Source organism: Sphingobium sp. JAI105 (assembly GCF_015752145.1).
GTDB lineage: Bacteria > Pseudomonadota > Alphaproteobacteria > Sphingomonadales > Sphingomonadaceae > Sphingobium > Sphingobium xenophagum.
In genome coordinates this window covers 1453384-1477327 of the sequence record NZ_JADOUC010000001.1, presented here as the reverse complement: position 1 = coordinate 1477327, position 23944 = coordinate 1453384, and the positions used below count along the sequence as shown (strand labels likewise).

27 protein-coding genes and 1 tRNA gene are annotated in these 23944 nt (G+C 63.9%); 20 read left to right on the top strand and 8 right to left on the bottom strand.

All coding sequences use genetic code 11. The annotated features are described in order from the left end of the window. Positions 1-65: 65 nt before the first annotated feature. Together IWY39_RS07000 and IWY39_RS06995 are read right to left on the bottom strand one after the other, a co-directional pair. Positions 66-785: a hypothetical protein gene (locus tag IWY39_RS07000; protein WP_107124214.1), complete on the bottom strand. Its 720-nt coding sequence runs from the start codon at positions 783-785 to the stop codon at positions 66-68. A gap of 38 nt (positions 786-823) precedes the next feature. Continuing rightward, positions 824-1564, bottom strand: a complete 741-nt coding sequence (locus IWY39_RS06995; protein ID WP_181316671.1) for a TrmH family RNA methyltransferase — start codon at positions 1562-1564, stop codon at positions 824-826. A 103-nt stretch (positions 1565-1667) separates the two neighbouring features. On the opposite strand from IWY39_RS06995, the gene IWY39_RS06990 reads away from it, so the two are divergent. Next, positions 1668-1754, top strand: a tRNA-Tyr gene (locus tag IWY39_RS06990). A 46-nt stretch (positions 1755-1800) separates the two neighbouring features. Here IWY39_RS06990 and ubiG read toward each other — a convergent pair. Beyond that, positions 1801-2535, bottom strand: a complete 735-nt coding sequence (gene ubiG / locus IWY39_RS06985; protein WP_107124212.1) for a bifunctional 2-polyprenyl-6-hydroxyphenol methylase/3-demethylubiquinol 3-O-methyltransferase UbiG — start codon at positions 2533-2535, stop codon at positions 1801-1803. Between the two features lie 94 nt (positions 2536-2629). Between ubiG and IWY39_RS06980 the strand changes: the two genes are divergently transcribed. The 8 genes from IWY39_RS06980 to IWY39_RS06945 all read left to right on the top strand — a co-directional run bounded on the left by IWY39_RS06980 (position 2630) and on the right by IWY39_RS06945 (position 9127). Then, positions 2630-3895, top strand: a complete 1266-nt coding sequence (locus IWY39_RS06980) for an aspartate kinase (protein WP_019053502.1) — start codon at positions 2630-2632, stop codon at positions 3893-3895. A gap of 101 nt (positions 3896-3996) precedes the next feature. Further along, positions 3997-5010, top strand: coding sequence for an NAD(P)H-dependent flavin oxidoreductase (locus IWY39_RS06975; RefSeq protein WP_107124211.1), 1014 nt, complete (start codon positions 3997-3999; stop codon positions 5008-5010). A gap of 45 nt (positions 5011-5055) precedes the next feature. Further along, on the top strand, positions 5056-5970 hold the full coding sequence (locus tag IWY39_RS06970) for a hypothetical protein (RefSeq protein ID WP_107124210.1): 915 nt from the start codon (positions 5056-5058) through the stop codon (positions 5968-5970). A 108-nt stretch (positions 5971-6078) separates the two neighbouring features. Then, positions 6079-6441 carry a DUF1428 domain-containing protein gene (locus IWY39_RS06965; protein WP_107124209.1) on the top strand — a complete coding sequence of 121 codons (363 nt, stop codon included), beginning with the start codon at positions 6079-6081 and terminating at the stop codon, positions 6439-6441. A 22-nt stretch (positions 6442-6463) separates the two neighbouring features. Beyond that, complete coding sequence (locus tag IWY39_RS06960) at positions 6464-7261, top strand: VOC family protein (protein ID WP_107124208.1); 798 nt, start codon at positions 6464-6466, stop codon at positions 7259-7261. Beyond that, positions 7258-7719, top strand: a complete 462-nt coding sequence (locus tag IWY39_RS06955; protein WP_107124207.1) for an SRPBCC domain-containing protein — start codon at positions 7258-7260, stop codon at positions 7717-7719. The genes IWY39_RS06960 and IWY39_RS06955 overlap by 4 nt, the downstream gene beginning before the upstream one ends. Before the next feature lie 136 nt (positions 7720-7855). After that, a complete protein-coding gene (locus IWY39_RS06950) occupies positions 7856-8794 on the top strand; it encodes a NosD domain-containing protein (protein ID WP_107124206.1) in 939 nt (312 codons plus the stop codon). A gap of 138 nt (positions 8795-8932) precedes the next feature. Beyond that, positions 8933-9127: a hypothetical protein gene (locus IWY39_RS06945; RefSeq protein ID WP_107124289.1), complete on the top strand. Its 195-nt coding sequence runs from the start codon at positions 8933-8935 to the stop codon at positions 9125-9127. Here the strand turns inward: IWY39_RS06945 and IWY39_RS06940 are convergent. Next, complete coding sequence (locus IWY39_RS06940; protein WP_107124205.1) at positions 9124-10521, bottom strand: helix-turn-helix domain-containing protein; 1398 nt, start codon at positions 10519-10521, stop codon at positions 9124-9126. The two genes, IWY39_RS06945 and IWY39_RS06940, sit on opposite strands and share 4 nt — an antisense overlap. Before the next feature lie 142 nt (positions 10522-10663). On the opposite strand from IWY39_RS06940, the gene IWY39_RS06935 reads away from it, so the two are divergent. Further along, positions 10664-12259 carry an isocitrate lyase gene (locus IWY39_RS06935; RefSeq protein ID WP_107124204.1) on the top strand — a complete coding sequence of 532 codons (1596 nt, stop codon included), beginning with the start codon at positions 10664-10666 and terminating at the stop codon, positions 12257-12259. A 207-nt stretch (positions 12260-12466) separates the two neighbouring features. Here IWY39_RS06935 and IWY39_RS06930 read toward each other — a convergent pair whose 3' ends face one another. Beyond that, the gene (locus IWY39_RS06930; protein WP_107124203.1) at positions 12467-14275 is read right to left on the bottom strand and encodes a DUF885 domain-containing protein; all 1809 of its coding nucleotides are present in this window, start codon (positions 14273-14275) and stop codon (positions 12467-12469) included. Positions 14276-14472: 197 nt separating this feature from the next. Here IWY39_RS06930 and IWY39_RS06925 point away from each other — a divergent pair, with 197 nt between their 5' ends. The 8 genes from IWY39_RS06925 (at position 14473) to IWY39_RS06890 (ending at position 20689) form a co-directional block, all read left to right on the top strand. Next, positions 14473-15159 (top strand): glutathione S-transferase family protein, encoded by a 687-nt coding sequence (locus tag IWY39_RS06925; protein ID WP_107124288.1) that lies wholly within the window; start codon positions 14473-14475, stop codon positions 15157-15159. A gap of 90 nt (positions 15160-15249) precedes the next feature. Beyond that, complete coding sequence (gene leuC / locus IWY39_RS06920; protein WP_107124202.1) at positions 15250-16701, top strand: 3-isopropylmalate dehydratase large subunit; 1452 nt, start codon at positions 15250-15252, stop codon at positions 16699-16701. Between the two features lie 109 nt (positions 16702-16810). Next, entirely contained in the window at positions 16811-17419 is a 609-nt protein-coding gene (gene leuD, locus IWY39_RS06915) for a 3-isopropylmalate dehydratase small subunit (protein WP_017181406.1), read from the top strand. 57 nt (positions 17420-17476) lie between these two features. Then, positions 17477-17800, top strand: a complete 324-nt coding sequence (locus IWY39_RS06910; RefSeq protein ID WP_017181405.1) for a DUF1476 domain-containing protein — start codon at positions 17477-17479, stop codon at positions 17798-17800. 10 nt (positions 17801-17810) lie between these two features. Continuing rightward, a complete protein-coding gene (locus IWY39_RS06905; protein ID WP_026002095.1) occupies positions 17811-18044 on the top strand; it encodes a BolA family protein in 234 nt (77 codons plus the stop codon). Positions 18045-18101: 57 nt separating this feature from the next. Then, the gene (gene grxD, locus IWY39_RS06900) at positions 18102-18434 is read left to right on the top strand and encodes a Grx4 family monothiol glutaredoxin (protein WP_017181403.1); all 333 of its coding nucleotides are present in this window, start codon (positions 18102-18104) and stop codon (positions 18432-18434) included. A 363-nt stretch (positions 18435-18797) separates the two neighbouring features. Beyond that, positions 18798-19166: a BlaI/MecI/CopY family transcriptional regulator gene (locus IWY39_RS06895; protein WP_026002094.1), complete on the top strand. Its 369-nt coding sequence runs from the start codon at positions 18798-18800 to the stop codon at positions 19164-19166. Next, entirely contained in the window at positions 19163-20689 is a 1527-nt protein-coding gene (locus tag IWY39_RS06890; protein ID WP_107124201.1) for a M56 family metallopeptidase, read from the top strand. The genes IWY39_RS06895 and IWY39_RS06890 overlap by 4 nt, the downstream gene beginning before the upstream one ends. 242 nt (positions 20690-20931) lie before the next feature. Here IWY39_RS06890 and ykgO read toward each other — a convergent pair whose 3' ends face one another. After that, the gene (ykgO, locus tag IWY39_RS06885; RefSeq protein ID WP_003046794.1) at positions 20932-21057 is read right to left on the bottom strand and encodes a type B 50S ribosomal protein L36; all 126 of its coding nucleotides are present in this window, start codon (positions 21055-21057) and stop codon (positions 20932-20934) included. A 199-nt stretch (positions 21058-21256) separates the two neighbouring features. On the opposite strand from ykgO, the gene IWY39_RS06880 reads away from it, so the two are divergent. After that, positions 21257-21856 (top strand): hypothetical protein, encoded by a 600-nt coding sequence (locus IWY39_RS06880; protein ID WP_107124200.1) that lies wholly within the window; start codon positions 21257-21259, stop codon positions 21854-21856. After that, on the top strand, positions 21853-22983 hold the full coding sequence (locus IWY39_RS06875) for a M14 family metallopeptidase (protein WP_107124199.1): 1131 nt from the start codon (positions 21853-21855) through the stop codon (positions 22981-22983). The genes IWY39_RS06880 and IWY39_RS06875 overlap by 4 nt, the downstream gene beginning before the upstream one ends. Before the next feature lie 36 nt (positions 22984-23019). On the opposite strand, the gene IWY39_RS06870 is transcribed toward IWY39_RS06875, so the two are convergent. Next, entirely contained in the window at positions 23020-23298 is a 279-nt protein-coding gene (locus tag IWY39_RS06870) for a DUF2218 domain-containing protein (protein ID WP_107124198.1), read from the bottom strand. Positions 23299-23302: 4 nt separating this feature from the next. Beyond that, positions 23303-23935 (bottom strand): PadR family transcriptional regulator, encoded by a 633-nt coding sequence (locus IWY39_RS06865; protein WP_017181396.1) that lies wholly within the window; start codon positions 23933-23935, stop codon positions 23303-23305. Between the last annotated feature and the right edge of the window lie 9 nt (positions 23936-23944).

The window sequence follows — 23944 nt, the reverse complement described above, 5'->3', positions numbered from 1 at the left end:
CGCTCAGTATATATTGCGGTAGGTCGGGCAGACGTGCGGGCCGGTGCGGCTCCGTTCCGTAAAATTTACCGTTGCAGCCGCAGCGTGGCGGCGGGCGCCTCGCTGGTCAGCGGGGTAACCCGCCAGACGATACGCTTGCCATTGGCCACCGTCTGCGCGCCATCCTCCTGATTCTGGCTGATAATCTCCGCATCGCTGGTCAGCGTGAAGCTGCCGTTCAGCGCCTTGGCCGCTGCTTCGCCCGGCCCGCCAGCGCCCAGCGATGGACCCTGGCTCTTGTCAAATCCGTTGGCAAAGCCCGGCGCCTTCACCCGCACCCGATCATCCCCGCGCAATTCCACCGCCACGAAGGGCAGCACGATCTGCGCGTCGATGTTGAAGGGAAACAGGAAGGCATGGGTCAGCCGACCGCTGATCGCATAATCGATGTCAAATATGCGATTTCCCATATAAAGTACTGATTTAAAACCTTTTTCTTTCGTCAGTGCGTCGGCGATCGCGCGCATTTGCGCATCGTCACTATTGTCGGCTTCACTGTCGAACTTCTCCGCCGCAATTTGCAACAGCTGCGCTGGCGCGGCCTCTTCATCCTCGCTCGCCGGCTCAGGGATGCCCATCGCCCCCTTGCCGCTGTCAGACGCGATGATCTCGCCCTTATAGGCAAAGCTGAAACTGCGGTCGGCCCGAATATCGAGCGAGGAATCGAACTTGCCCGGCGTCACCAGACACGCCGAAAGCGCCATCACCCCCGGCAATGCCAGCATCCAACGCAACAGACGATTCATGGCGACGTCCCCCCAGACTTGGCCGCCCGGTCGGCTGCCTACCGGCTGGCGGCGGCGTACAGGGCGATGGCCGCGGCGTTGGATACGTTCAGGCTCTCCATCCGCGGACTGATCGGCAGTTTAGCCAAAATGTCGCAATGCGCCATGCTGTTGTGGCGCAGCCCTTCGCCTTCGGCGCCCAGCATCAGCGCCACCCGCGATTCGCCGATCGCGTCGCCCAGATTGGTATCGGCCTCGCCATCCAGCCCGATCCGCCAGTAGCCCGCCTCCGCAATTTCATCCAAAGCGCGCGCCAGGTTGACCACCCGCACCCATGGCATGATTTCCAGCGCGCCGGACGCCGCCCGCGCCAGCACCCCCGATTCGGGCGGTGCGTGCCGGTCCTGCGTGACGATGCACAGCGCATCGAACGCAGCGGCGGAGCGCAGGATGGCGCCGACATTATGCGGGTCGGTCACCTGATCCAGCACCAATATGGGCCGCGTGTCATCGCGCCCTTCGTCCAGCACGTCGCCCAGCCAGACATCGTCCAGCGGCTCGACTTCCGCGACGATGCCCTGATGGGGGGCGTCGGACGGGACCATGCGGCCCATATCGGCCACATCGGCATAGACGATTGGCAGCACCGGGGGCAGATCCAGCGCGCTCAGCGCTTCGCGGGTGCCCCATATCTTGCGCACGACGCGGTTGGGATTGGCCAGCGCCGCGGTGACGGCGTGACGACCATAGAAGCGCGGGAACGCGCCCTTGGGCTTGGCGGAACGATGACCTCTTTTCATGGAAGCGCTCTTTTCACATCCGACCATTGACAGGCAAGCCTCCTTTCGCCATTGAGCCGCCTCCAGCGCGGGAAAGAAGCTTTTTCCTGATCGCGACGGGTATGGACAGGTGGCCGAGTGGTTAAAGGCAGCAGACTGTAAATCTGCCGGGCTACGCCCTACGTTGGTTCGAACCCAACCCTGTCCACCACCCTTTTCATCGGGTGGCGCGGATCAAGCCTCTCCCTGCAACAGCTTTATCTTTGGTGCCGCACGGTCAACAGATAGTTGATCGCCTTGTTCTCTGACAAAGTGAAGCCGCGCGCCGGATCGAAGCTCAGGCCGCTACTGTCGATCACCTCCAGCCCGGCCTGCTCCAGCAACGCGGTCAGTTCGTCCGGCGTGATGAACTTGCCCCAGTCATGCGTTCCCTTGGGAATGCCGCCGATGCTCTCGCCGATCGTGATCATGGCCAGGCGGGACAGGGGGGTACGGTTGGGCGTGGACAGGATCATGAGGCCATCGGGCGCCAGCTTGTCCGCCAGTGCGCGAACGAACGCGGCGGGATCGGCGACATGCTCGATCACCTCCATCGACGTCACCAGATCAAATCCCCCGTCCACCACAGCTTCTACTGGCGTCGCACGATAATCGATCGCCAGACCCTGCGGCGCGGCATGGGCGCGCGCTGCCGCGATATTCTCCGGCGCGGCGTCCAGCCCGGTCACGCTTGCCCCCAGACGCGCCAGCGGTTCGGCCAGCAGCCCCGCACCGCACCCCACATCCAGCGCGCGCTTGCCGGCAAGCGGCTCGAAATCATGCGTTTTGCCGGGCCAATGCGCATCGATCGCGGCGCGAATATAGGCCAGCCGCACCGGGTTCAGCTTGTGCAGCATCGCACTGCTGCCCTGCGGGTCCCACCACTCGGCCGCCATCGTGCCGAAATGGGCGGCCTCTTTGGGGTCGATGGTCGATGTCGCGTTGCTTGCCATATCCGTATCCGCTGCTAAAGAAGCGCCGTTTCGCCCTTCTGGGACATTTTCTGTCTCACTCCTATTCCTTTTGACAGGCAGGTTCGACAAGCAAATGGCGCGCATCGTGATGAAATTCGGCGGCACCTCCATGGCGGGGATGGAACGAATTCGCAACGTGGCCGCGCGGGTCAAACATGTCGTGGCCCAGGGCCATGAAGTCGCCGTCGTCGTGTCGGCCATGGCGGGCGAGACGGACCGGCTGGTCGGCTTCTGCAAGGAAGCATCCGCCCTTTATGACCCGGCCGAATATGATGTCGTCGTCGCTGCCGGTGAACAGATCACCAGCGGCCTGCTGGCGATGACATTGAAAGCCATGGACGTCGACGCGCGCAGCTGGCTTGGCTGGCAGCTGCCGATCAAGACGATCGAGGCCCATGCCAAGGCGCGGGTCAGCAGCATCGACACCGACGCGCTGCTCGCCGCGATGGGCGCGGGCCAGGTGGCCGTGATCCCCGGCTTTCAGGGCATGATGGCCGATGGCCGCGTCTCGACGCTGGGCCGGGGCGGCTCGGATACCTCCGCCGTCGCGGTCGCCGCCGCGATCAAGGCGGATCGCTGCGACATCTATACCGATGTCGATGGCGTCTACACCACCGACCCGCGCATCGTGTCGCGCGCGCGCAAGCTTGACCTCGTCACCTATGAGGAGATGCTGGAACTGGCCTCGGTCGGCGCGAAGGTGCTGCAAACCCGGTCAGTCGGCCTCGCCATGAAGGAAGGCGTGGTCGTGCAGGTCTTGTCCTCCTTCGATGATCCCACCCAGACCGACCTGCCCGGCACGCTGATCGTCAGCGACGAGGAACTGGAAGCCAAGCGCAAGGAAAACAAGATGGAACGTCAGCTCATCACCGGCATCGCCCATGACAAGAATGAGGCGAAGATCATCGTGACCCGCGTGCCTGACAAGCCGGGTGCGGTCGCCAGCATCTTCACGCCGTTGGCGGACGCGGCGATCAACGTCGACATGATCATCCAGAATGACTCCAAGGATAATGAAGAGACTGACGTCACCTTCACCGTCCCGCGCGCTGACCTGGCGCGCAGCGTCGACATCCTTGAAGCCAACAAGGACGCCATCGGCTTCCGCCGCATCATCACCGACACCGAAGTCGCCAAGATCAGCGTCGTGGGCGTGGGCATGCGCAGCCACGCCGGTGTCGCCGCGACCATGTTCAAGACGCTGGCCGATCGCGGCATCAATATCGAAGCCATCTCCACCAGCGAGATCAAGGTCAGCGTGCTGATCGACGAGGATGAAACCGAACTGGCCGTCCGCGTGCTGCATACCGCTTATGGTCTCGACGCGCCGGCAGCCTAGTCGCTTCGCTCTTTACTTCCATCGTCATCCCCGCGAAGGCGGGGATCCATCTCCCGGCCTCACGACTGGCGGTGGCTTTTGCGCTTCTTTAGGTTCGACACATGACCAACGCCAAACTCACTGCCCTCATGGCCCGCGGCACGCAGTTTCTGGGCTGCGATACCGCTATTTTGTGCGGGGCGATGAGCTGGGTGTCGGAACGGCATCTGGTGGCGGCCATATCCAATGCCGGGGGGTTTGGCGTGATTGCCTGCGGCGCGATGACGCCCGCCCTGCTGGATGCGGAAATCGCCGCGACCAAGGCGCTGACCGCCAAGCCTTTCGGCGTCAACCTCATCACCATGCACCCGCAACTGTTCGACCTGATCGACGTCTGTGCGCGGCATGACGTTACCCATGTCGTGCTGGCGGGCGGCTTGCCGCCCAAGGGCAGTATCGAGGCGATCAAGGCCAAGGGCGCGAAGCTGATCTGCTTCGCCCCCGCTCTGGCGCTGGCCAAGAAACTGGCCCGGTCCGGCGTCGATGCGCTGGTGGTGGAGGGCAATGAGGCGGGCGGCCATATCGGCCCGGTTGCGACCAGCGTGCTGGCGCAGGAAATCCTGCCCGAAATGAGCGGTCAGTTGCCGGTGTTCGTCGCGGGCGGCATTGGCCGGGGCGAAGCGATCGCCGCCTATCTGGAAATGGGGGCAGCGGGCGTGCAATTGGGCACCCGCTTTGCCTGCGCCACCGAAAGCATCGCCCATCCCGCCTTCAAAAAAGCCTTCTTCCGCGCGTCGGCCCGCGATGCTGTCGCCAGCGTCCAGATCGACCCGCGCCTGCCGATCATCCCCGTGCGCGCGCTCAAAAATGCAGGCATGGACAATTTCACCGCCAAGCAACGCGAAGTCGCCAACCTGCTCGATGCCGGTGCGGTCGACATGGGCGAAGCACAGTTGCAGATCGAACATTTCTGGGCTGGCGCACTGCGCCGGGCGGTGATCGACGGCGATGTCGATGGCGGGTCGCTGATGGCGGGCCAGTCGGTCGGGATGGTGACCAAGGAAGAACCCGTAGCCGACATCATCGCGCAACTGATGGCGGAGGCGGCAGTGGCGCTGGAGCGACGGGCTGCCTGAATTCGCGCGATGAACGGTTAATCCAGCATATTTCCTCCGGCCGGAATGCCCGGCATGACGGTGCGCAGCCCATCGGAGAAATTGATGATCGTCCTGCGCCGTTTTTATGGCCGTCTTTCGCTTGTGTCGCTGGCCGTGCTGGCGGCCTGTTCGACCCCTGTCGCGCCGCCCCCGCCACCCACGCCGCCGCCGCCGCTGGTCGAAACGGTCAGGCCGCGTCCGCCCATGGGCGCGGTGGAAAATATGAGCATCCCGGAAATTCAGGATGGCAAATATCTGACCCCCAATCGCAAGGTCACGTCGAACACGGCGCTATGGCATGTCCGCATGGCGCTCAACGTCGCGGCGCTGTCCTGCCGCAGCCCTGGCGATCTTGCGCGGCTGCAATATAATCGCCTGCTGCATGTTCACGGCCCCATATTGACGCAGGCCAACGAAGCGGTCGATCGCAATTACAAGGTCGCCTATGGCGCCGCCGGGTTCGGCGCGCGCGAACGGCTCAACACCACCGTCTATAATTTCTTCTCGCTGCCGCCCGTCATGAAAAGCTTTTGCCCGGTAGCCGAAGCGGTGGGGGCCAAGCTGTTGGCGATGCCATCCAGCGCCCTGCTGGACTATGCCCCGACCGCACTGGCCGAACTCGAAAAACCGTTTCAGGATTTCTACGCGGCCTATGCGGATTATCTGCGGCGGCTGGCCGAATGGCAATCGCGCTTTGGCGGAACGGTGACCGTATGGGCGGTCCCCAGCCCGTTGCCCCCGCCGCCCGTGCCGCCGGGCGAGGCGCCCCGCCAGGGCTTTGCCCCCAGCGTGACGAGCGCGATCCAGCAAAACCTGCCGCCACCGCCCGATGCGGCACCTGCGGCACAGCCGGCCCGTCCGCCTGCCGCAGCGCCAACCCAGCCCGCCACGTCGGGCCCAAAGCTGATGGTTCAGCCGCTGCCGACCAATACCGAATGAGCGTCCCCGCCGTTGCGCATGAGCAGTGGCGGGCGCATCATGACCGGCGAGTCGTTTGACGGTTAGCCCGCATGCCTGCGCATCGCGGGGCCAAGGAGGAGAGAGACGATGGCCTATATGGACGGTTTCGTGATCCCGGTGCCCAAGGGCAACAGGCAAGCCTATCGCGATCTGGCCGCCATGGCCGCGCCGATCTTCATTGAACATGGCGCGATCCGCGTTGTCGAATGCTGGGGTGACGATATAAAGCCAGGCAAGGTCAACGACTTCCGCACAGCCGTAATGGCCGAGGAAGGGGAAGAAGTGGTTTTCTCCTGGATCGAATGGCCCGACAAGGAAACCCGCGACGCCGGATCGGCCAAGGTCATGGCCGACGAGCGGATGAAGCCGGAGGATGAGCAGGACATGCCGTTCAGCGGCGCACGCCTCATCTATGGCGGCTTTTCGGTACTGGTCGACGAAACGGCCTGAGCCGCCGGGCGGGAGATGGACAATGACTGATCGCAACGGGCAATTTTTCTGGGTCGAGCTGATGACCAGCGACCCGCAGGCGGCGCTCGCCTTCTACAGCGATGTCATAGGCTGGACCACCATGCCGTTCGGCGAGGATGGCGGCTATACGCTGGTCGTCGGCAGCGCCGGGCCGTTGGGCGGGGTGATGGCCATCCCGGATGAGGCCAGGGATTGCGGCATGACCCCCTGGTGGGGTGGTTATATCGCCTCGGCCGATGTCGATGCGGATGCCGCGCGGCTGGTCGCAGCCGGGGGCAGGATCAAGCGCCCGGCGGAAGATATTGCGGGCGTTGGCCGTTTCGCGGTGATGGGCGATCCGGGCGGCGCGACCTTCATGCTGCTCAAAGGCTCCAGCCCTGATGGCGTGGAAGCGCCGTCGCCCATGGCGCTGGGCCATGTTGGCTGGCACGAACTTTACAGCGGCAATTTCGACGCCGACATGGCCTTCTACACCGGCCAGTTCGGCTGGGCCAAAGGCGACGCCATGGATATGGGCGACATGGGCGTCTATCAACTCATCTCCCAGACGGGCGGCGGCGATTTTACGAGCATGACAGGCGGCATCATGCCTCTCCCCAAGGAAATGCCCGTGCCGCTCTGGCTCTTCTATTTTGTCGTGGCCGACATTGACGCCGCGGCGCAGCGCGTCACCGCAGGCGGCGGCACCATTCTCAATGGCCCGTCCGAAGTGCCCGGCGGCAGCTGGATCATCCAGGCGCGCGACCCGCAGGGCGCGATGTTCGCGCTGGTGGGCGTGCGCGGGGCGGAAGCGGCATGAGCGAGGGCGCGCATGAGCTGTCGGTCAGCTGCACCATCGCTGCCCCGCGCGCGACATGCTGGGCGGTGTGGACCGACCGCAAGGCGGAATGGTTCTGTCCCAAACCGTGGCGGGCCGAAGTCATCGAGGAAGATTTGCGCCCCGGCGGTCGCAGCGCGGTCCAGATGTTCGGGCCGGATGGAGAGGAAACCGGCCCGATGGAGGGCGTCTTTCTGGAGGTGGTGCCGGGCCAGCGGGTTGTCACCACTGACGCCTATGCCGCAGGCTGGGTTCCGCAAACCCCCTTCATGACGGCCATCTGGACCTTCGCCGACGAGGGCGAAGCCACCCGCTTCACCGCCACCGCCCGTCATTGGGACGCAGAAGCCAAGGCTCGGCATGAGGCAATGGGCTTCCATCCCGGCTGGGATCAGATGATGGCGCAGTTCAAGGCCTTGTGCGAGGACGCGGCGGGATAACGCCCTTCGCCGACGTCGCTACGGCCTCACCGCAGACCGCAACCTTTATCCGCTACTCTGTCCCATAGCGGGGCAGGGCGGCGTTAACCCCGTTCCTGCCTTGGTCGCTGCGTCGCGCGCGCCTATCCTTGCCGCCATGCGTATCCTGTCCACCAGCCTCCTCGTCTCCGCCGCCATCGCCTCGACTGCGCTGGCGCAGGGCAATCCCGCCCCGTTCACGCTTGCCGAATCGGGCCGCGCCTTTGGCTCGCTGGCCGATGCGCTGGGCGCGATCGGCGATGGGCGCGGCACGGTGGTCGTCGCGCCGGGCACCTATCACCAATGTGGCGTCCAGCAGGGCGGCGATGTCACCATCCGCGCCGCGACGCCCGGCACGGTGATTTTCGACGGCGTCCCGTGCGAGGGCAAGGCAGCCCTGGTGCTGCGGGGGCGGGCGAGCACGGTCGACGGCATCATCTTTCAGAATATCCGCGTGCCCGATGGCAATGGCGCAGGCATCCGCCTGGAAAGCGGCAACCTGACCGTCCGCAACAGCCTGTTCCGCAATAGCGAGGAAGGCATATTGACCAGCGATTATGATGGCGGGCAGGTCAGCATCGACAAATCGACCTTTCGTCATCTGGGTCGTTGCGACCGCGACCTGGATTGCGCCCATGGCGTCTATATCGGGCGTCTGGCGGCACTGACCGTCACCAACAGCCGGTTCGACCTTGGCGATGGCGGCCATTATCTCAAGACCCGTACCGCCCGCGTCACCATCACCGGCAACAGCTTCGACGATAGCGGCGGCAAGCTCACCAACTACATGATCGACCTGTCTAACGGCGCGAGCGGCATCATCAGCGGCAATGAGATGGTGCAGGGCAAGGACAAGGATAATTGGTCCGCCTTCATTACCGTCGCCCCCGAAGGCCGCGAACATGGAAGCGCGGGGCTGGTGATCGAAGGTAACAAGGCAGGTTTCGTGCCTGGCCTGGAGCGCAATTCCACCTTCGTCGCCAACTTCACCGACGACGCGGTGCGGATCGGCGCGAATGACCTTGCCCCCTCCATGAAGGTCAAGGACCGGCGATAGAGGATTGTCCCAGCCCTCGTCCGGGCTGAGCCTGCCGGAAGCCAAGCCCTTCTCGTGCCGGAGGACGACTTTTCGACAAGCTCAGGATGGGCGGGATATGGGGTTGTGTCGAGCAGTGGGGCGTCGGATACTGCGATCATGCGAACCACCTATGACAGCGCCACCGTCCGGCTTTACCATCTGGGTGACGATGGCGGCGCGACGACATTGATGTACGGCCCCTTGAGCGAAGCGCTGCGCGTGGCCGAACAGCAGACGCAGGAAACGCAGGACGGCCTGTATCTGGCGACCGACAATGACGTGGTCGCCTATCTCGACCTGATCGAATCCTAGCCGTCGGCAAAGCCGAAGGGCGCGCGGGTCCGGCGATAATCGTCGGGCAGCATGTCCCGCCCGATCGGCGGAGCGGAGCGGGCCAGGCACTGGGGACGATGGCACAGGCGGCAGGTGACGCCGATCGGAGTCGGGTCTGGCGTCGGCTGGTCCTGCGTATAGATCAGCCGATGGGCGTGCTCGGCCGCGCAGCAGAGCGCAATCGCCCGCTCCACCCTTGGCGCGCCCCAGCCGCCACCGCCCGCCGTGACGGTCCGGGCGATCGAGAAGAAGCGCTGCCCGTCCGGCAGTTCGAGCCATTGGGTGACGACTTCCCGCGGCGTCTCGAACACCCGATGCACCGACCAGAGCGGGCAGGAGCCACCATGGCGGGCAAAGGGAAATCCTGCCCCGTCGAGCCGCTTGGATGCATTGCCTGCCGGATCGACGCGCAGGAAGAAGAAGGGCACCCGCTCCTGTCCCGGTTTCTGCAAGGTGGTCAGCCGATGCGCGGTCTGCTCGAAACTGGTGCCGAACTGCCGCGCCAGCGCCTCGACATCGTAGCGCCGCGTTTCGACCGCCTTGGCGAAGGCGGAATAGGGCATCAGGATCGCCGCCGCCCCATAGCTGGCCAGCGCTCGCCGGGCGAGCCTGCGGCCGCTTTCCCCGGCAAACTGGCCGTCCTTCAGGATCGCGTCGAAACTTTTGCGCATCTCCAGATAGGCGATCTGAAGCGCCAGCTGAAACTGCGAACTGGCGGTGTCGAGCGTATCGTCCAGCAGCACCGCATCGCGATGCCGGTCATAGCGGCGCAATGATCCGGCCATGACGTCCGACGGCAGGCGGCGGACGCGCAGATTGTGTTTGACGCGCAACCATGCCGTCAGCCCGCCCTCGGCCTCCGCTTCCGCCGCCAGCTTTTCCGTCGCATCGTCGAGCAGCGGAAAACTGTTGCGGCGGGCGGCCAGGAAGCGGCGCGATTCGGCCACCGGATCGGGAACTTCCTCCGGCGCATCCTGCCCAACAGCGCGGTCGGCGAGCGCCAGATGCTCCTCCCTGTAGCTGGTGTAGAGCCGCAGCAGCGATTCGGTAATGCCGGGATAATTGACCGCGACATCCCCGGTGGCGAGGGTTGGCAGGTCCAGATCGGCGAACATCGGGTCTTTGAGCACCGCATGCAGTCGCGCGGTCTGCTCCGCGCCGCCATCGCCCGCCACCTCCGCCATATCCAGTTTGTAGGTCCGCGCGAGTCGGAGCAGCATATCGGCCGTCAGCGGCCGCTGGTTGCGCTCCAGCAGCGCGACATAAGAGGCGGAAATGTCCAGATCAGCGGCCATATCCGCCTGGGTCAGGCCAAGGTCGCGGCGCAACCGCCGCAATCGTGGCCCCATATAAACCGGGCTATCCTTGCGCATTGCAGTGACTCCTGTGCAGACTTTACAAGTTTACACCATAAATTTGTAAAGATCGACAACTGAACTTCAGCACGACTGCCGCACTGCAACAGAGGGGATTAGGGCATGCCGCAACAGCTCACTTCCCACGCAAGGACGGCTCATGACCTATCAGGACAATATCGCAAAGGCGCAGCAGCTCATCGGCAGCCATCCCGGCACCTGGGACGGCATCAATGCCGAATCCGTCGCGCGCATGAAGCTGCAAAACCGCTTCAACACCGGCCTCGACATTGCGAAATATACCGCTGGCGTCATGCGCCGCGACATGGCCGCCTATGATCTGGACCCGGCCAACTACACCCAGTCGCTGGGCTGCTGGCACGGCTTCATCGGTCAGCAGAAGATGATCGCGATCAAAAAGCATTTCGGCACGACCAAGCAGAAATATCTGTACCTGTCGGGCTGGATGGTCGCGGCGCTGCGCAGCGACTTTGGCCCGCTGCCTGACCAGTCGATGCATGAAAAGACCAGCGTTCCCGCGCTGATCGAGGAACTATACACGTTCCTCAAGCAGGCCGACGCCCGCGAACTGGGCCTGATGTTCCGCGATCTCGACAAGGCGCGCGAAAGCGGCAACGCGGTCGAGGCGCAGCGCCTGACCCACGCGATTGACAATTATGAAACCCATGTCGTTCCGATCATTGCGGATATCGACGCGGGCTTCGGCAATGCGGAGGCGACCTACCTGCTCGCCAAGAAGATGATCGAGGCGGGCGCCTGCGCGCTCCAGATCGAAAATCAGGTCAGCGACGAAAAGCAGTGCGGTCATCAGGACGGCAAGGTCACCGTGCCGCATGAGGACTTCCTCGCCAAGGTTCGCGCCTGCCGCTACGCCTTCCTGGAACTGGGCGTCGACGATGGCATCATCGTCACCCGCACCGACTCGCTGGGCGCCGGCCTCACCGAGCAGATCGCGGTCAGCAAGGAACCGGGCGACATTGGCGACCAGTATAACAGCTTCCTGGATTGCGAGGAAATCGACCCCGCGACGGCGAAGAATGGCGACGTCATCCTGAACCGCGATGGCAAGCTGCTGCGGCCCAAGCGCCTGCCCAGCAACCTGTTCCAGTTCCGCGAAGGCACTGGCGCAGACCGCTGCGTCCTCGACTGCATCACCTCGCTCCAGAATGGCGCGGACCTGCTGTGGATCGAAACGGAAAAGCCGCATATCGAGCAGATCGCCTCGATGGTCGACCGCATCCGCGAAGTCATCCCCAACGCCAAGCTGGTCTATAACAATTCGCCCAGCTTCAACTGGACGCTGAACTTCCGTCAGCAGGTCTATGATGCATGGGTCGAAGCGGGCAAGGATGTCAGCGCCTATGACCGGGCGCGCCTGATGAGTGTCGATTATGACGACACGGATCTGGGCCGGGAAGCGGATGACAGGATCCGCACCTTCCAGAAGGATGCAGCGGCGCGGGCGGGGATTTTCCACCACCTGATCACCCTGCCGACCTATCACACCGCGGCGCTTAGCACCGACAATCTGGCCAAGACCTATTTCGGCGAAGAAGGGATGCTCGGCTATGTCGAAGGCGTCCAGCGCAAGGAAATCCGTCAGGGCATCGCCTGCGTGAAGCACCAGAATATGAGCGGCAGCGACATTGGCGACGATCACAAGGATTATTTCGCCGGTGAAGCCGCGCTCAAGGCGGGCGGCGTCCACAATACGATGAACCAGTTTGCGGCCTGACGGCTGCTGAACTAGCCAGTTCGCGGGGTATTCGACACTCCTCCGCGATTTGGGTGGAAGGACTTGACGACCCGGCGGCGCACCGCCGGGTCGTTCTTTCCGTTTTAGTGGGCGTTGGTATTCCCGCGCAGGCGGGAACCCAGTCCCGCCGTCTGAACTGGATTCCCGCCTGCGCGGGAACACACTGCATTCAATCGCTTCTTGGCGTCAAACAATGCCTGCCCGCTGCCGCACCGTCTGCTTCAATATGTCGAGCGGCATCGCGCCCAGCGTCAGCACGTCGTGAAACGCCTTGATGTCGAAAGCGGCGCCCTGCTTCTTCTTCACCTCGGCGCGCAAATCGTTCCAGACCGTGTGGCCGATCTTGTAGCTGCACGCCTGTCCTGGCCAGACGGTGTAACGGTCGATCTCGCCCTGGCTGCGACCCCTTGCGATGCCGGTGGTGGCGATCAGATAGTCGGTCGCCTTTTCCCGGCTCCACCGTTTGACGTGCATCCCTGAGTCCACGACCAGCCGCGTCGCGCGGAACAGCAACGACTGGAGATAGCCGACCTGCCCCAGCGGATCGCCGTCGAACATCCCCATTTCGTCCGCCAACTGCTCGGAATAGAGCGCCCAGCCTTCCGAATAGCCGCTATAGCCGCCGCGTCGCCGGATCATCGGAATGGCGTCCGATTCCAGCGCGACCGACACTTGCAGATGATGACCCGGCACTGCCTCATGATGGGTCAGCGTCGCCAGCCCGAATTTGGGTCGGTCGAACGTGTCGCGCAGGTTGATATAATAGATGGCGGGGCGCGACCCATCGAGCGAGGCGTTCTGATAATAGCCGCCCGGTGCCCCGGCCTGGATCGTCACGGGAACGCGGCGGACCTCAACCGGCGCCTTGGGCACGGTGTTGAAGGCTTCGCCCAGCCGCTTTTGCATAGCGATGATCTGAAGGTTCAGTTGCGCCAGCAGCGCCTCTCGGCCCGCATCGGTGTTGGGAAACAACTGGTCGGGGCGCTGGTTCAGCGCGACCAGACGCTCGCCGACGCTCCCCTGGCTCATCCCCTCGCCCTTCAGGATCGTGTCGATGCGTGCGCTGATCTGCGCCACCTGATCCAGGCCGATCTGATGGATTTCATCGCCGGTCAGCGCGGTGGTGGTCGCCGCTTCGGCAGCGGCGGCGTAAAAGGCTTCGCCGTCGGGCAGGCGCCATACGCCCGCGTCATGGCTGGCCTTGGCCCGCAATGCCTGCACCAACGCGCGCTGCCGGTCGAGCGCGGGGAAAATCTTTTCCGCCACGATCTTTTCAGCCTGTGCCGCACGTCCGGGCGGCAGGCCAGCGGCAGCAAGCTTTTTGGCAAAGGAAGCGACGAGAACGGTCTGCGCGGCCGGCTGATCGCGCAGCGCAGCCTGCATCTTGAGCGTCGTGTCGAGAATATAGTCGGGAGCGAACACACCCTTGGCGGCATCCGCCTTCTGCCGCGCAAGTTCCCCGTCCATGGACGCTGGGAAGGCTTCCAGCCGGGCCAGATAGGCATCGGCATCCGCTGCATCCCTGACCCGATGTTGCGAATCAAGAAAGTCAGGCGTCTCGCGATAGCTGCCGGTCAGCTGGCTCAGCACATAGGGCGCATAGCGGCCCGCCGTCTCGCCATAGCCGAAGCGTTCGCCGCCAATAGAGCGCGCAAGCTGGTAAGTGACGACGTCATAGTCCAGCTTCGACGCATCGCTCAAGGCCGCGCGGTCGATGCTGGCGAGTTGCCGCGCCTGCGCCTTGCTGCGCGCCAGATCGCGCGCGACCCCGGCGGCGGACGTGTCGCTCAGCTTGCCCCGCAGCCCCGCGCGTTCCCCGGTGTCGAGGCCAAGCCGGGTGGCCTGTTCGGGCGAATCCGCCAGCCGTTCGTAAAAGAAACCATCGAGCATGGCGCGCAGCCGGGCATCGGCCGTAGCGGGTTGGGCAAAGGCGGGGGTGGTGGCGGCCGTCAGCGCGGTCGCACCGCTGGTGGCAAGGAATTGGCGTCGGTTCACGACAGGAAACTCCGTCTGTCTGGGGAAGGGCGATAATGATGTAACGCCCGTGATGCCCCCTTGTGCCGCCCTTCCAAGGGCTTGGCTAGGTCTTGCACCAGATAAGCCAGCCTTATGCTTTGCGTCGCTGGTTGCGGCTATACGGCCCCATGCCCATGCGATACGGCTGGACCTGCCTGTATCAGCGGAGCCATGCCATGCCCTACACACTCATCACCGCCAACCGCAATTACAGCAGCTGGTCGCTGCGCCCCTGGTTGCTGATGACCGCGCTGGACATCCCCTTCATCGACCGGATCGAGCCCTTTGCGCAGGCCAGCAACTATGCCGCTTTCCGCAGTTTTTCGCCGACGGGACAGGTGCCTGCGCTGATCGATGGCGACCGCACGGTCTGGGATTCGCTGGGCATCACCCTCTATCTCGCCGATCGCCATCCGGCCGTCTGGCCCACGGACGAAGCCGCGCGCGCCTGGGCGCAATGCGCGACGGCGGAAATGCACAGCGGCTTTGCGACCCTGCGCAATGATTGCACGATGAATGTCGGGGTACGGGTCGAACCGCATATGCATTCGCCCGCGCTCAACCGGGACATTGCGCGTCTGGCGGAGCTTTGGTCCGAAGGTCTGGCGCGCTTCGGCGGGCCGTTCCTGGCCGGTTCGGCCTTCACCGCCGTCGATGCCTTCTACGCCCCGGTCGCATTCCGCGTACGCACCTATGGTCTGGATGTCGGCCCTGTGGGGCAGGCCTGGGTCGATCATATGCTCGCATTGCCCGCCATGCAGGCATGGGAAAAGGCCGCATTGGCCGAGACATGGCGTGAAGACAGCCATGAGGCCGAGATCGGCGCCGCCGGACGGATCGTCGCGGATTATCGCGCTGTGTAACATTGTTGCCGACCAGATGGACAAAAGTGTCGTTTACTGCCCGCTTCCCCCTTTTCCCCCGATCTTTCCGGGTCTAGGGGGGGAACCACTATGGTTAAGCTCCGCACCCTCTATGAGAAGATCTGGGACGCGCATGTCGTCGAGCGCCGCCCGGATGGCACCTGCCTGATCTATATTGATCGCCACCTCGTGCATGAGGTGACGTCGCCACAGGCGTTTGAGGGGCTTCGCCTGGCTGGGCGATCGGTGCGGCGGCCGGACCTGACGCTGGCCGTGCCGGATCATAATCTGCCCACCACGCCGCGCCGCGACGCCGATGGCAATCGCATCCCGATCGCCGACCCGGAAAGCGCGCAGCAACTCGCCGCGCTGGAACGCAATGCCCCCGAATTCGGCATCCGCCTGATCGGCGACGCCGATGTGGAACAGGGCATCGTCCATGTCGTGGGGCCGGAACAGGGCTTCACCCTGCCGGGCACGACCCTGGTATGCGGCGACAGTCATACATCATCGCATGGCGCGCTGGGCGCACTGGCCTTCGGCATTGGTACGTCGGAGGTCGAGCATGTGCTGGCGACGCAGACATTGCTGCTCAAGCAATCGAAGACGATGCAGGTCGTGGTCGAAGGCGAACTGGGCTTTGGCGTAACCCCCAAGGATGTCGCGCTGGCGATTTGCGGCCATATTGGCACCGCTGGCGGCACCGGCTATGTCATGGAATATCGCGGCTCGGTGTTCCGCGAAATGTCGATCGAGGGGCGGCTGACCGTCGCCAATATGTCGATCGAGGCAGGCGCACGGTCGGGCCTGTTCGCGCCTGACGAAACGACTTTCGCCTATCTGAAAGGCCGCCCGATGGCGCCCAAGGGGGCCGACTGGGATGCTGCCGTCGCCTGGTGGCGCACGCTGGCGACCGATGAAGGGGCTGTGTTCGACAAGACGGTGGTGATCGACGCCGCCGACATCGTGCCGACCGTCACCTGGGGCACCAGCCCTGAAGATGTTGTTGCGGTGACGGGCGTGGTGCCGAACCCCGACAGTTTCGAGGATGCGTCCAAGCGGGCGGCGGCGCAAAAGTCGCTCGACTATATGGGGCTGACCGCGGGGCAGAAACTGGCCGACGTGGCGATCGAGCATGTCTTTATCGGCAGTTGCACCAACAGCCGGATCGAGGATCTGCGCGCTGCTGCGGCTTTGCTCGACGGGCGGCATATCGCGAGCGGCATCAAGCATGCCATGGTCGTGCCGGGATCGGGTCTGGTCAAGCGGCAGGCCGAAGCCGAGGGGCTGGACCGCATCTTCACCCAGGCGGGCTTTGAATGGCGCGAGCCGGGCTGTTCGGCCTGCCTTGGCATGAACCCGGACAAGGTGCCGTCCGGCGAACGCTGCGCATCGACCAGCAACCGCAATTTCATGGGCCGTCAGGGACCGGGCGCGCGCACGCATCTGGTATCGCCTGCAATGGCGGCGGCAGCGGCGATCACCGGCCGGCTGACCGACGTGCGCGAACTGTTGAAAAAAGAAGAGGGGATGGCACTGTGAAAAAGATCTTCTGGCTGCTCACGCTGGGCGCACTGGCAAGCGCGGCGATGGCCGCGACGCTGGGTCGGGCCGAGGATATTCCCGCCACGGAAGCAAAGCAGGCGCGCTGATGGACAAGCTGACGACGGTTGAGGGCAAGGCCTATCCGTTCGGGATGAAGAATGTCGACACGGACATCATCATTCCGTCGCACTGGCTCAAGACGATTTCGCGCAACGGCATGGGCAAGGGCGCGTTTGAAGTGCTGCGCAAGGAGCCGGGCAACGTCTTTGACGATCCGGCCTATGCCGGCAGCCCGATCCTGATTGCAGGCGACAATTTCGGCTGTGGCTCCAGCCGCGAACATGCCGCCTGGGCGCTGGACGATCTGGGCATCCGGGTGGTGATCGCGCCCAGCTTTTCCGACATTTTCTCCAGCAATGCGTTCAAGAACGGCATATTGACCGTCGTTCTGCCGCAGCAGGCGATCGATCGGCTGATGGAAGTCGCGCAAGGCCCGGCAGGGACGCCCGACGAAATCCATGTCGATCTGGAACAGCAGACGGTCACGACCCGGTTTCAGGATCGTTTCAGCTTCGATATTGACCCGTTCCGCAAACATTGCCTGATGGGGGGACTGGATGAAATCGGCCTGACGCTGGGCGATGCCGATGGCATTGGCGTCTATGAAGCAAAAATGGCGCAGGATCGCCCCTGGACCATCCCCGTCGTTGCGTAATGACGCGCTTCTTCCTATCTCTTTTTCTACCATCAGGTTTCAGTGGGGCTTTTGGGCATGACGACTTTCGACGATCGCGAACGGGCCTTTGAAAATATGTTCGCGCATGATCAGGAAATGCAGTTCCGCATCCAGGCGCGCCGCAACCGCCTGCTGGGTGAATGGGCGGCGGCGAAGATGGGGCTGACGCCGGAAGAAACCGATGCCTATGCCAAGGCGGTGGTGCAGGCTGATTTCGAGGAAGCCGGTGACGAAGACGTCATCCGCAAGCTGGTGGGCGACATGACGTCGGCCGGTATCGACATTGACGAGCCGGGCGTGCGCGCCGCGCTGGAAGAACAAGCGGTGGTCGCCCGCCGCATGTTCATCGAAGCGCAGTAAGGCACGACCGATGCCAATGGCCGCCGATGACATTGCCGCTATGATCCGCGCGGCGATTCCCGATGCCGATGTCGAAATTACCGATCTGGCCGGGGATGGCGACCATTATGCCGCGCGGGTGGTGTCGGAAAGTTTCCGCGGGATGAGCCGGGTGGCGCAGCAGCGCGCCGTTTACGCGGCGCTTGGTGGACGGATGGGCGGCGTACTGCACGCCTTGCAACTGACCACCGCGGTTCCCAACTAGACACGCATCACAGATTCGCGCCCACAAGCGGTGCCAGACAGGAATGGACTTTCGATCATGACCGACGCCGTGCATCAGCGGATTGCTGAAATCGTGGGCGCCAATGACGTGGTGCTCTTCATGAAGGGTACGCCGCTCTTCCCCCAATGCGGCTTTTCCAGCCGCGCCATCGCGATCCTCGAACATCTCGGCGTCGCGTATGAAACGGTCGACGTCTTGCAGGACCAGGCCGTGCGGCAGGGGATCAAGGCCTTTTCCGACTGGCCGACCATCCCCCAGCTTTATGTGAAGGGCGAATTTATCGGCGGCAGCGACATCATGATGGAAATGTATGAAGCTGGCGAACTGCATCAGTTGATGACGGACCAGGGGGTCGCTGCGGCCAGCTGATCCTGACAGAAATATGCTGCCATGCAGGGCGGTCCGTTGATCGGGCCGCCTTTTTTTGTGCCGACTATGGGGGTTTCACCGGGTTGGGGGTGCCGACGGAGACCTGGCAGCACCCCCAGGGTAGTTACACGGTGGGTTATGCAATGAAAGCTGCAACCGCCGTGCCACAACGATCGAAGCGCGAAAATCCGCGGTTACAAGGGTTAACGGCGCGCACCGCTGACAGGCTTCTGTCAAAAATTCCGACATTTTCACGCTGCGTCGAGCGCCTTTGACGAGGCGGCCTTATCGCTATTGACTACAGTCGTAATCAATGCGACTACATCTGTAGTTGGAAAAGGAAGCGAGAGTCGCGTGGCGCAAGTGGGTGAAAAGATCAGCGAAGCCGAACTGGTGGTGATGGAGGCGCTGTGGGAACAGTCGCCGCTCACCGCCAATGACGTGGCCGATCGCGTCACCGCCGCGCGCGACTGGAGCGCCCAGACGGTCAAGACATTATTGTCGCGGCTGATGGCCAAGGATGTGATCGCCGCCGATCAGGATGGCCGCCGCTTCCTCTATCGGCCCCTTGTCGCGCGGGAGGATTATGTCGCCAGCGAATCGGGACGGCTGGTCAACCGGCTGTTCGGCGGGCGGGTGTCGCCGCTGGTGGCGCAGCTGGCGAGCCAGGATCAGTTGAGTGACGATGACATTGCCGAGCTTGAGGCAATCCTGAAAGGGCTGAAATCATGAGCGTCTGGATGGTTGAAACGCTGATTGCCACGACGCTGCTGATGGCGCTGGTCATGCTGTTGCGACGGCCGGTGGCGCGCTGGCTGGGGGCGGGGGCCGCCTATTGCCTTTGGGCGGTGCCGTTTGCGCGAATGCTGCTGCCCGCGCTGCCCGGCGACGTTGCCAGCCCCTCTCCCTTGCATGTCGCCGTCGATCAGGCTGGCCTGCCCGATCTGCTGGCCGTTGCGCCGGCGCCGCAGGTGGCGGCGGAGGCGAGCTTTCCCTGGCTGGAGGTCGGCATCGGCGTCTGGTTTGCCGGGATGCTGGCTTTCCTTGTCATACAGGCGGTCGGCTATGCGCGGTTCCGGCGGCACATGCTCACCGGCGCCACGCCGATTGGCGAGGAAGGCCGTGTCCGCCTGATCACCAGCCCGCATGCCAGTGGTCCGCTTGCCTTCGGCGTGCTCAAACCCTTCATCGTGCTGCCCGCCGATTTTGCGCTGCGCTATGACGCGCTGGAACAGGAAATGGCGATTGCGCATGAACGCGCTCATCATGCCCATGGTGATCTGGCTGCGAACATGATTGCGCTCGCGCTGCTCGCCATCCACTGGTGCAATCCCATCGCCTGGATCGCCTATCGCGCCTATCGCGCCGATCAGGAAACGGCCTGCGACGCCCGCGTACTGGCGCTTTATGGCCAGGATCAGGCCCATATTTATGGTCGCGCGATCCTGAAGGCCGCTGGTGGCCGCCAGTTCGCCGCCGCCTGTCATCTCACTCGTATTACAACATTGAAGGGGAGGCTCATCATGCTTTCGCGCCACGAAATTTCACTCCACCGGATCAGTTGGGGCATGGCCGCCGTCGCGATGGTGACGGCTACGGGCCTCGCGCTCACGGCGTCGGGCAGCCGCGCCGCGCAGCAGATGGCCGCCATCAGCGACACGGTGGAAACCGCAGACTTTGCGCGCCTGTCCGATCTGGTCGCCAAACCCGCCGCCGCCAGCGTGCCGCAGACGCCAGACGTTCCCGACGTTGCAGCTGTCCCGACAGCAGCGACTATCGACACCGACATGGCCGTCGCACCGCCGCCTGCGCCACCCGCTCCGATCGTCCCTGCCGCAGATATGGTCGCGCCGGTAGCGCCCGTCCCGCCCGTTCCCCATGTGCCGCCCGTAACCGTTCGGGAGGAAAAGGGCGCCATCGTCGTCACCCATGCCGATGGCCGGGTCGAGCGCCACCATATCCCGACCGACGCCGAAATCCGCCGCATGGTGCCGCGGGTCGACGTCCGTAACGGCTGTGAGGGCAGCCAGACCGTCAGCCAGCGTGAAAGCGTGGATGGTGACGGTCGCCGCACCATCCGCGTACGCATCTGCCAGGCGCAGATCGAAGCGCAGGCCCATCGCGCGGCGCGTGCGGGACTGGTGGCGGCCCGCGCCCAGGTCGCAAGGACCGCGCACATGACCGACCGCGTCCGCGCCGACGTGCTGCGCGATCTGGACGACGAAATTGCCAAGATTGACGGGCAGGGGGACTGACCCGGCCCGTTCGACCGGGTCACCCGGATTGTGCAGGCGAAAGCCATCCATGGGTCCGCCCGTGGATGGCTTTTTTGCGTCGCGGGAAGATCAGGCCGTTGGCGCGACCGCGCGATGGCGCACAAATGCGTCGAGCGCCTGATCGGCATCGATCAGGCGCTCGGACAGGACACGCAGGTCCGACATTGGAAAGGCGCCGCCGCACCGTCGCGATCGACGGTGGCGGGCCTCACCGCATGGCTTCAGCCCTGGCGGGCCTTGAAGCGGCGGTTGGTCTTGTTGATTACATAGGTACGGCCGCGACGGCGGATCACGCGGTTATCGCGATGACGGTCCTTGAGCGACTTGAGCGAGTTGCGGATCTTCATGGAAGTCTGCCTTCTTAGAATCTGGCTTTAGCGGAAAATCGAAGCGCTGCCCCTATGGGCGGAGAGGGCTTAAGTCAAGTCCACTGGCAAGACTTTTGCCCCCGTTCATCCTTCATGCAGCAAGTTGATGGCTTGGAGCGTTGAAGGAATTATGCTGTTCGCGTCGTTTAGCGGATATGCCCCCGTTGGAGTAGATGCCATGTCCAAGCGCCTGATCCTCGCCACCAGCCTTGCCCTGTCCCTCAGCGCGTGCGCGACGGCGATTCCCCCGGTGGAGGTTACGCGCTTCCATATCGGCAATCCCGCACGCAGCGGCACGATCGCGGTGGAGGAGATGCGCGGCAATCCCGACGTCAGCCTGGAATTCCGCACCTATGCCGCCGCCGTGGCGCAGGAATGGCAGCGTGTCGGCTTCACGCCCGTATCGGCAGGGGAGACCAGCGACTATGTCGCCAGCGTCGCTTTCCGCCGCAGCTTTCGCCCGTCGGGCGTCGACCGTGGCAGTGACAGGCCGGTCAGCGTCGGCGTAGGCGGCGGTATCGGCAGCGGTGGCTTTTCCGGCATGGGCGTGGGCGTCGGCATCAACCTGTCGGGCAAGCCGAAGGATATCGTGACGACCGAACTGCACGTTCAGCTTCGCCGCCGCGCCGATTCGACGATGATCTGGGAAGGGCGTGCGCTGACGGAGGCGCGCGAAGGCACGCCAGCCGCGCAGCCGGGCCTCGCCGCACAAAAGCTGAACGCTGCGCTGATCGAGGGCTATCCGGGCGAATCCGGCCGCACTATAACCGTCAAATGACCATATCCATCACCAGCGCATTCGACAGCGGCAATATCCGCGTCCTTTCCATCACCGACACGCCGGAGCATGTTCGCGCCGAGCTGGAAATCGTGACCGACCATCAGAGCGATTTCTATCAATGGTTCCATTTTCGGCTCGCCAACGCTGCCGGGCGATCGGTGGAGCTGGCGATCGTCAATTGTGCCGGGTCGGCCTATCCCGATGGCTGGAACGGCTACAGGGCGCGGATCAGCGAAGATCGCGAAAGCTGGACCCAGGCCGATACCAGCTATGCCGACGGCACGCTCACGATTCGGCTGGAACCGGACAGCAATGCGCTGTGGGTCGCCTATTTCGCGCCCTATTCGATGGAGCGCCACCATGATCTGATCGCCTTTGCCGCCAGCCAGCCGGGCGTCACCCACCGCGAACTGGGGCTGACGCTGGATGGCCAGCCGCTAGACCTGCTGACCATAGGCGACGGTCCCAAACAGGTGTGGCTCTATGCCCGTCAGCATCCGGGCGAAACCATGGCGCAATGGTGGATGGAAGGCGCGCTGGAACGCCTGTGCGACGAGGAGGATTCGGTCGCGCGTTTGCTCAGGCAACAGGCGACGATCCATCTAGTGCCCAATATGAACCCGGACGGCAGCCGCCGCGGCCATTTGCGCACCAACGCGGCGGGCGTGAACCTGAACCGCGAATGGCACGAACCGTCGATGGAGCGTAGCCCGGAGGTATTTCTGGTCCGCGCGGCGATGGACGAAACCGGCGTCGACCTTGCCCTGGACGTGCATGGCGACGAAGCGATCCCGGCCGTGTTCATCGCCGGCTTTGAAGGCATCCCTTCCATCACGGAACGGCAACTGACCCTCTACCATCGCTATCGCGACACGCTGGCGGCGCGCACGCCGGATTTCCAGACGCGGCTTGGCTATCCTGTGGCGGGGCAGGGGCGGGCGAACCTGTCCATGTCCACCAACCAGCTTGCCGAACGCTTTGGCGCGGTGGCGATGACGCTGGAAATGCCGTTCAAGGATAATGACGACCTGCCCGACGCCGATTTCGGCTGGTCGCCAGCCCGTTCCGCGCAACTGGGCAAGGATTGTCTGGCCGTGCTGGCGGAGATGATCGGGGAAATCTAGGAATAACGTGTTCCCGCGCACGCGGGAACACGCAGCCTATTTCCAGTCAAAGGTCAGCGGCGCTTCCCGAAACGCAAAGCGATCAAGATGGTCCGCCACCACCTTCTTGAAAGCCGCCACATTTGCGTCCGGGGTCGGATCAATCGTCACGACCAGCGCGTCGCCCTGCGCGGCCATGCGGATCGGCCCCATCGGGAAGGCGATGATACCCGATTGCGGGTCGAATTCCGTCTCGAACTTGTGGCTCCAATGCTTGCACAATTGTTGAAGGTAACGGCTGGCATTGGCCGTGGGGATATGGGCGGTCAGCGTCATCGCGTCAGAGCCTTTCGATTTTGGTGGCGGCTTCGTCGATCAGGGACGCGACGTCGAACATGGTCTGGGCGTCGGCCCCTTCCTTTTCCAGCCGGCCCTGTATCGCCATGCGCAGATTGTGCATGGCCCGGCGGACGGGGGCGCTGTCGGTGCGTTCGGCTTTTTGCGCCAGCGACGCGATTCGCTCCATCACCAGCGTCAGCCCGGCCTTATGCTCGTCCAGATAGGCCGTGCCTTCGTCGGTAATCGCAAACAGCTTGCGGCTGCCCTGTCCCGGCTGCTCGGCGATCAGGCCCATGTCGGCCAGCAGCGTCAGCGTGGGATAGACGACGCCGGGGCTGGGCGCATAGACCTCGCCCGACAGGCTTTCAATCTCCCGGATCAGGTCATAGCCATGGCGCGGCATGTCAGCGATCAGCTTGAGCAGGATCAGCTTGAGCGCGTCATTGTCGAACAAGCGTCGCCGACCACCGCCGCGTCCGCCGCCGCCCAATGGCCCGCTCCCACGGGGACCGTCGCCCCGCCCGAAACCGCCCCGACCAAAGCCTTCAGGGCCGGCAAAGCGCCGATGGCCGCGCTGGCCATGCTCATGGTGACGACCGCCCCGGCCGTCATATGTGTAATGGAAATGCATCATTTGTCTTTC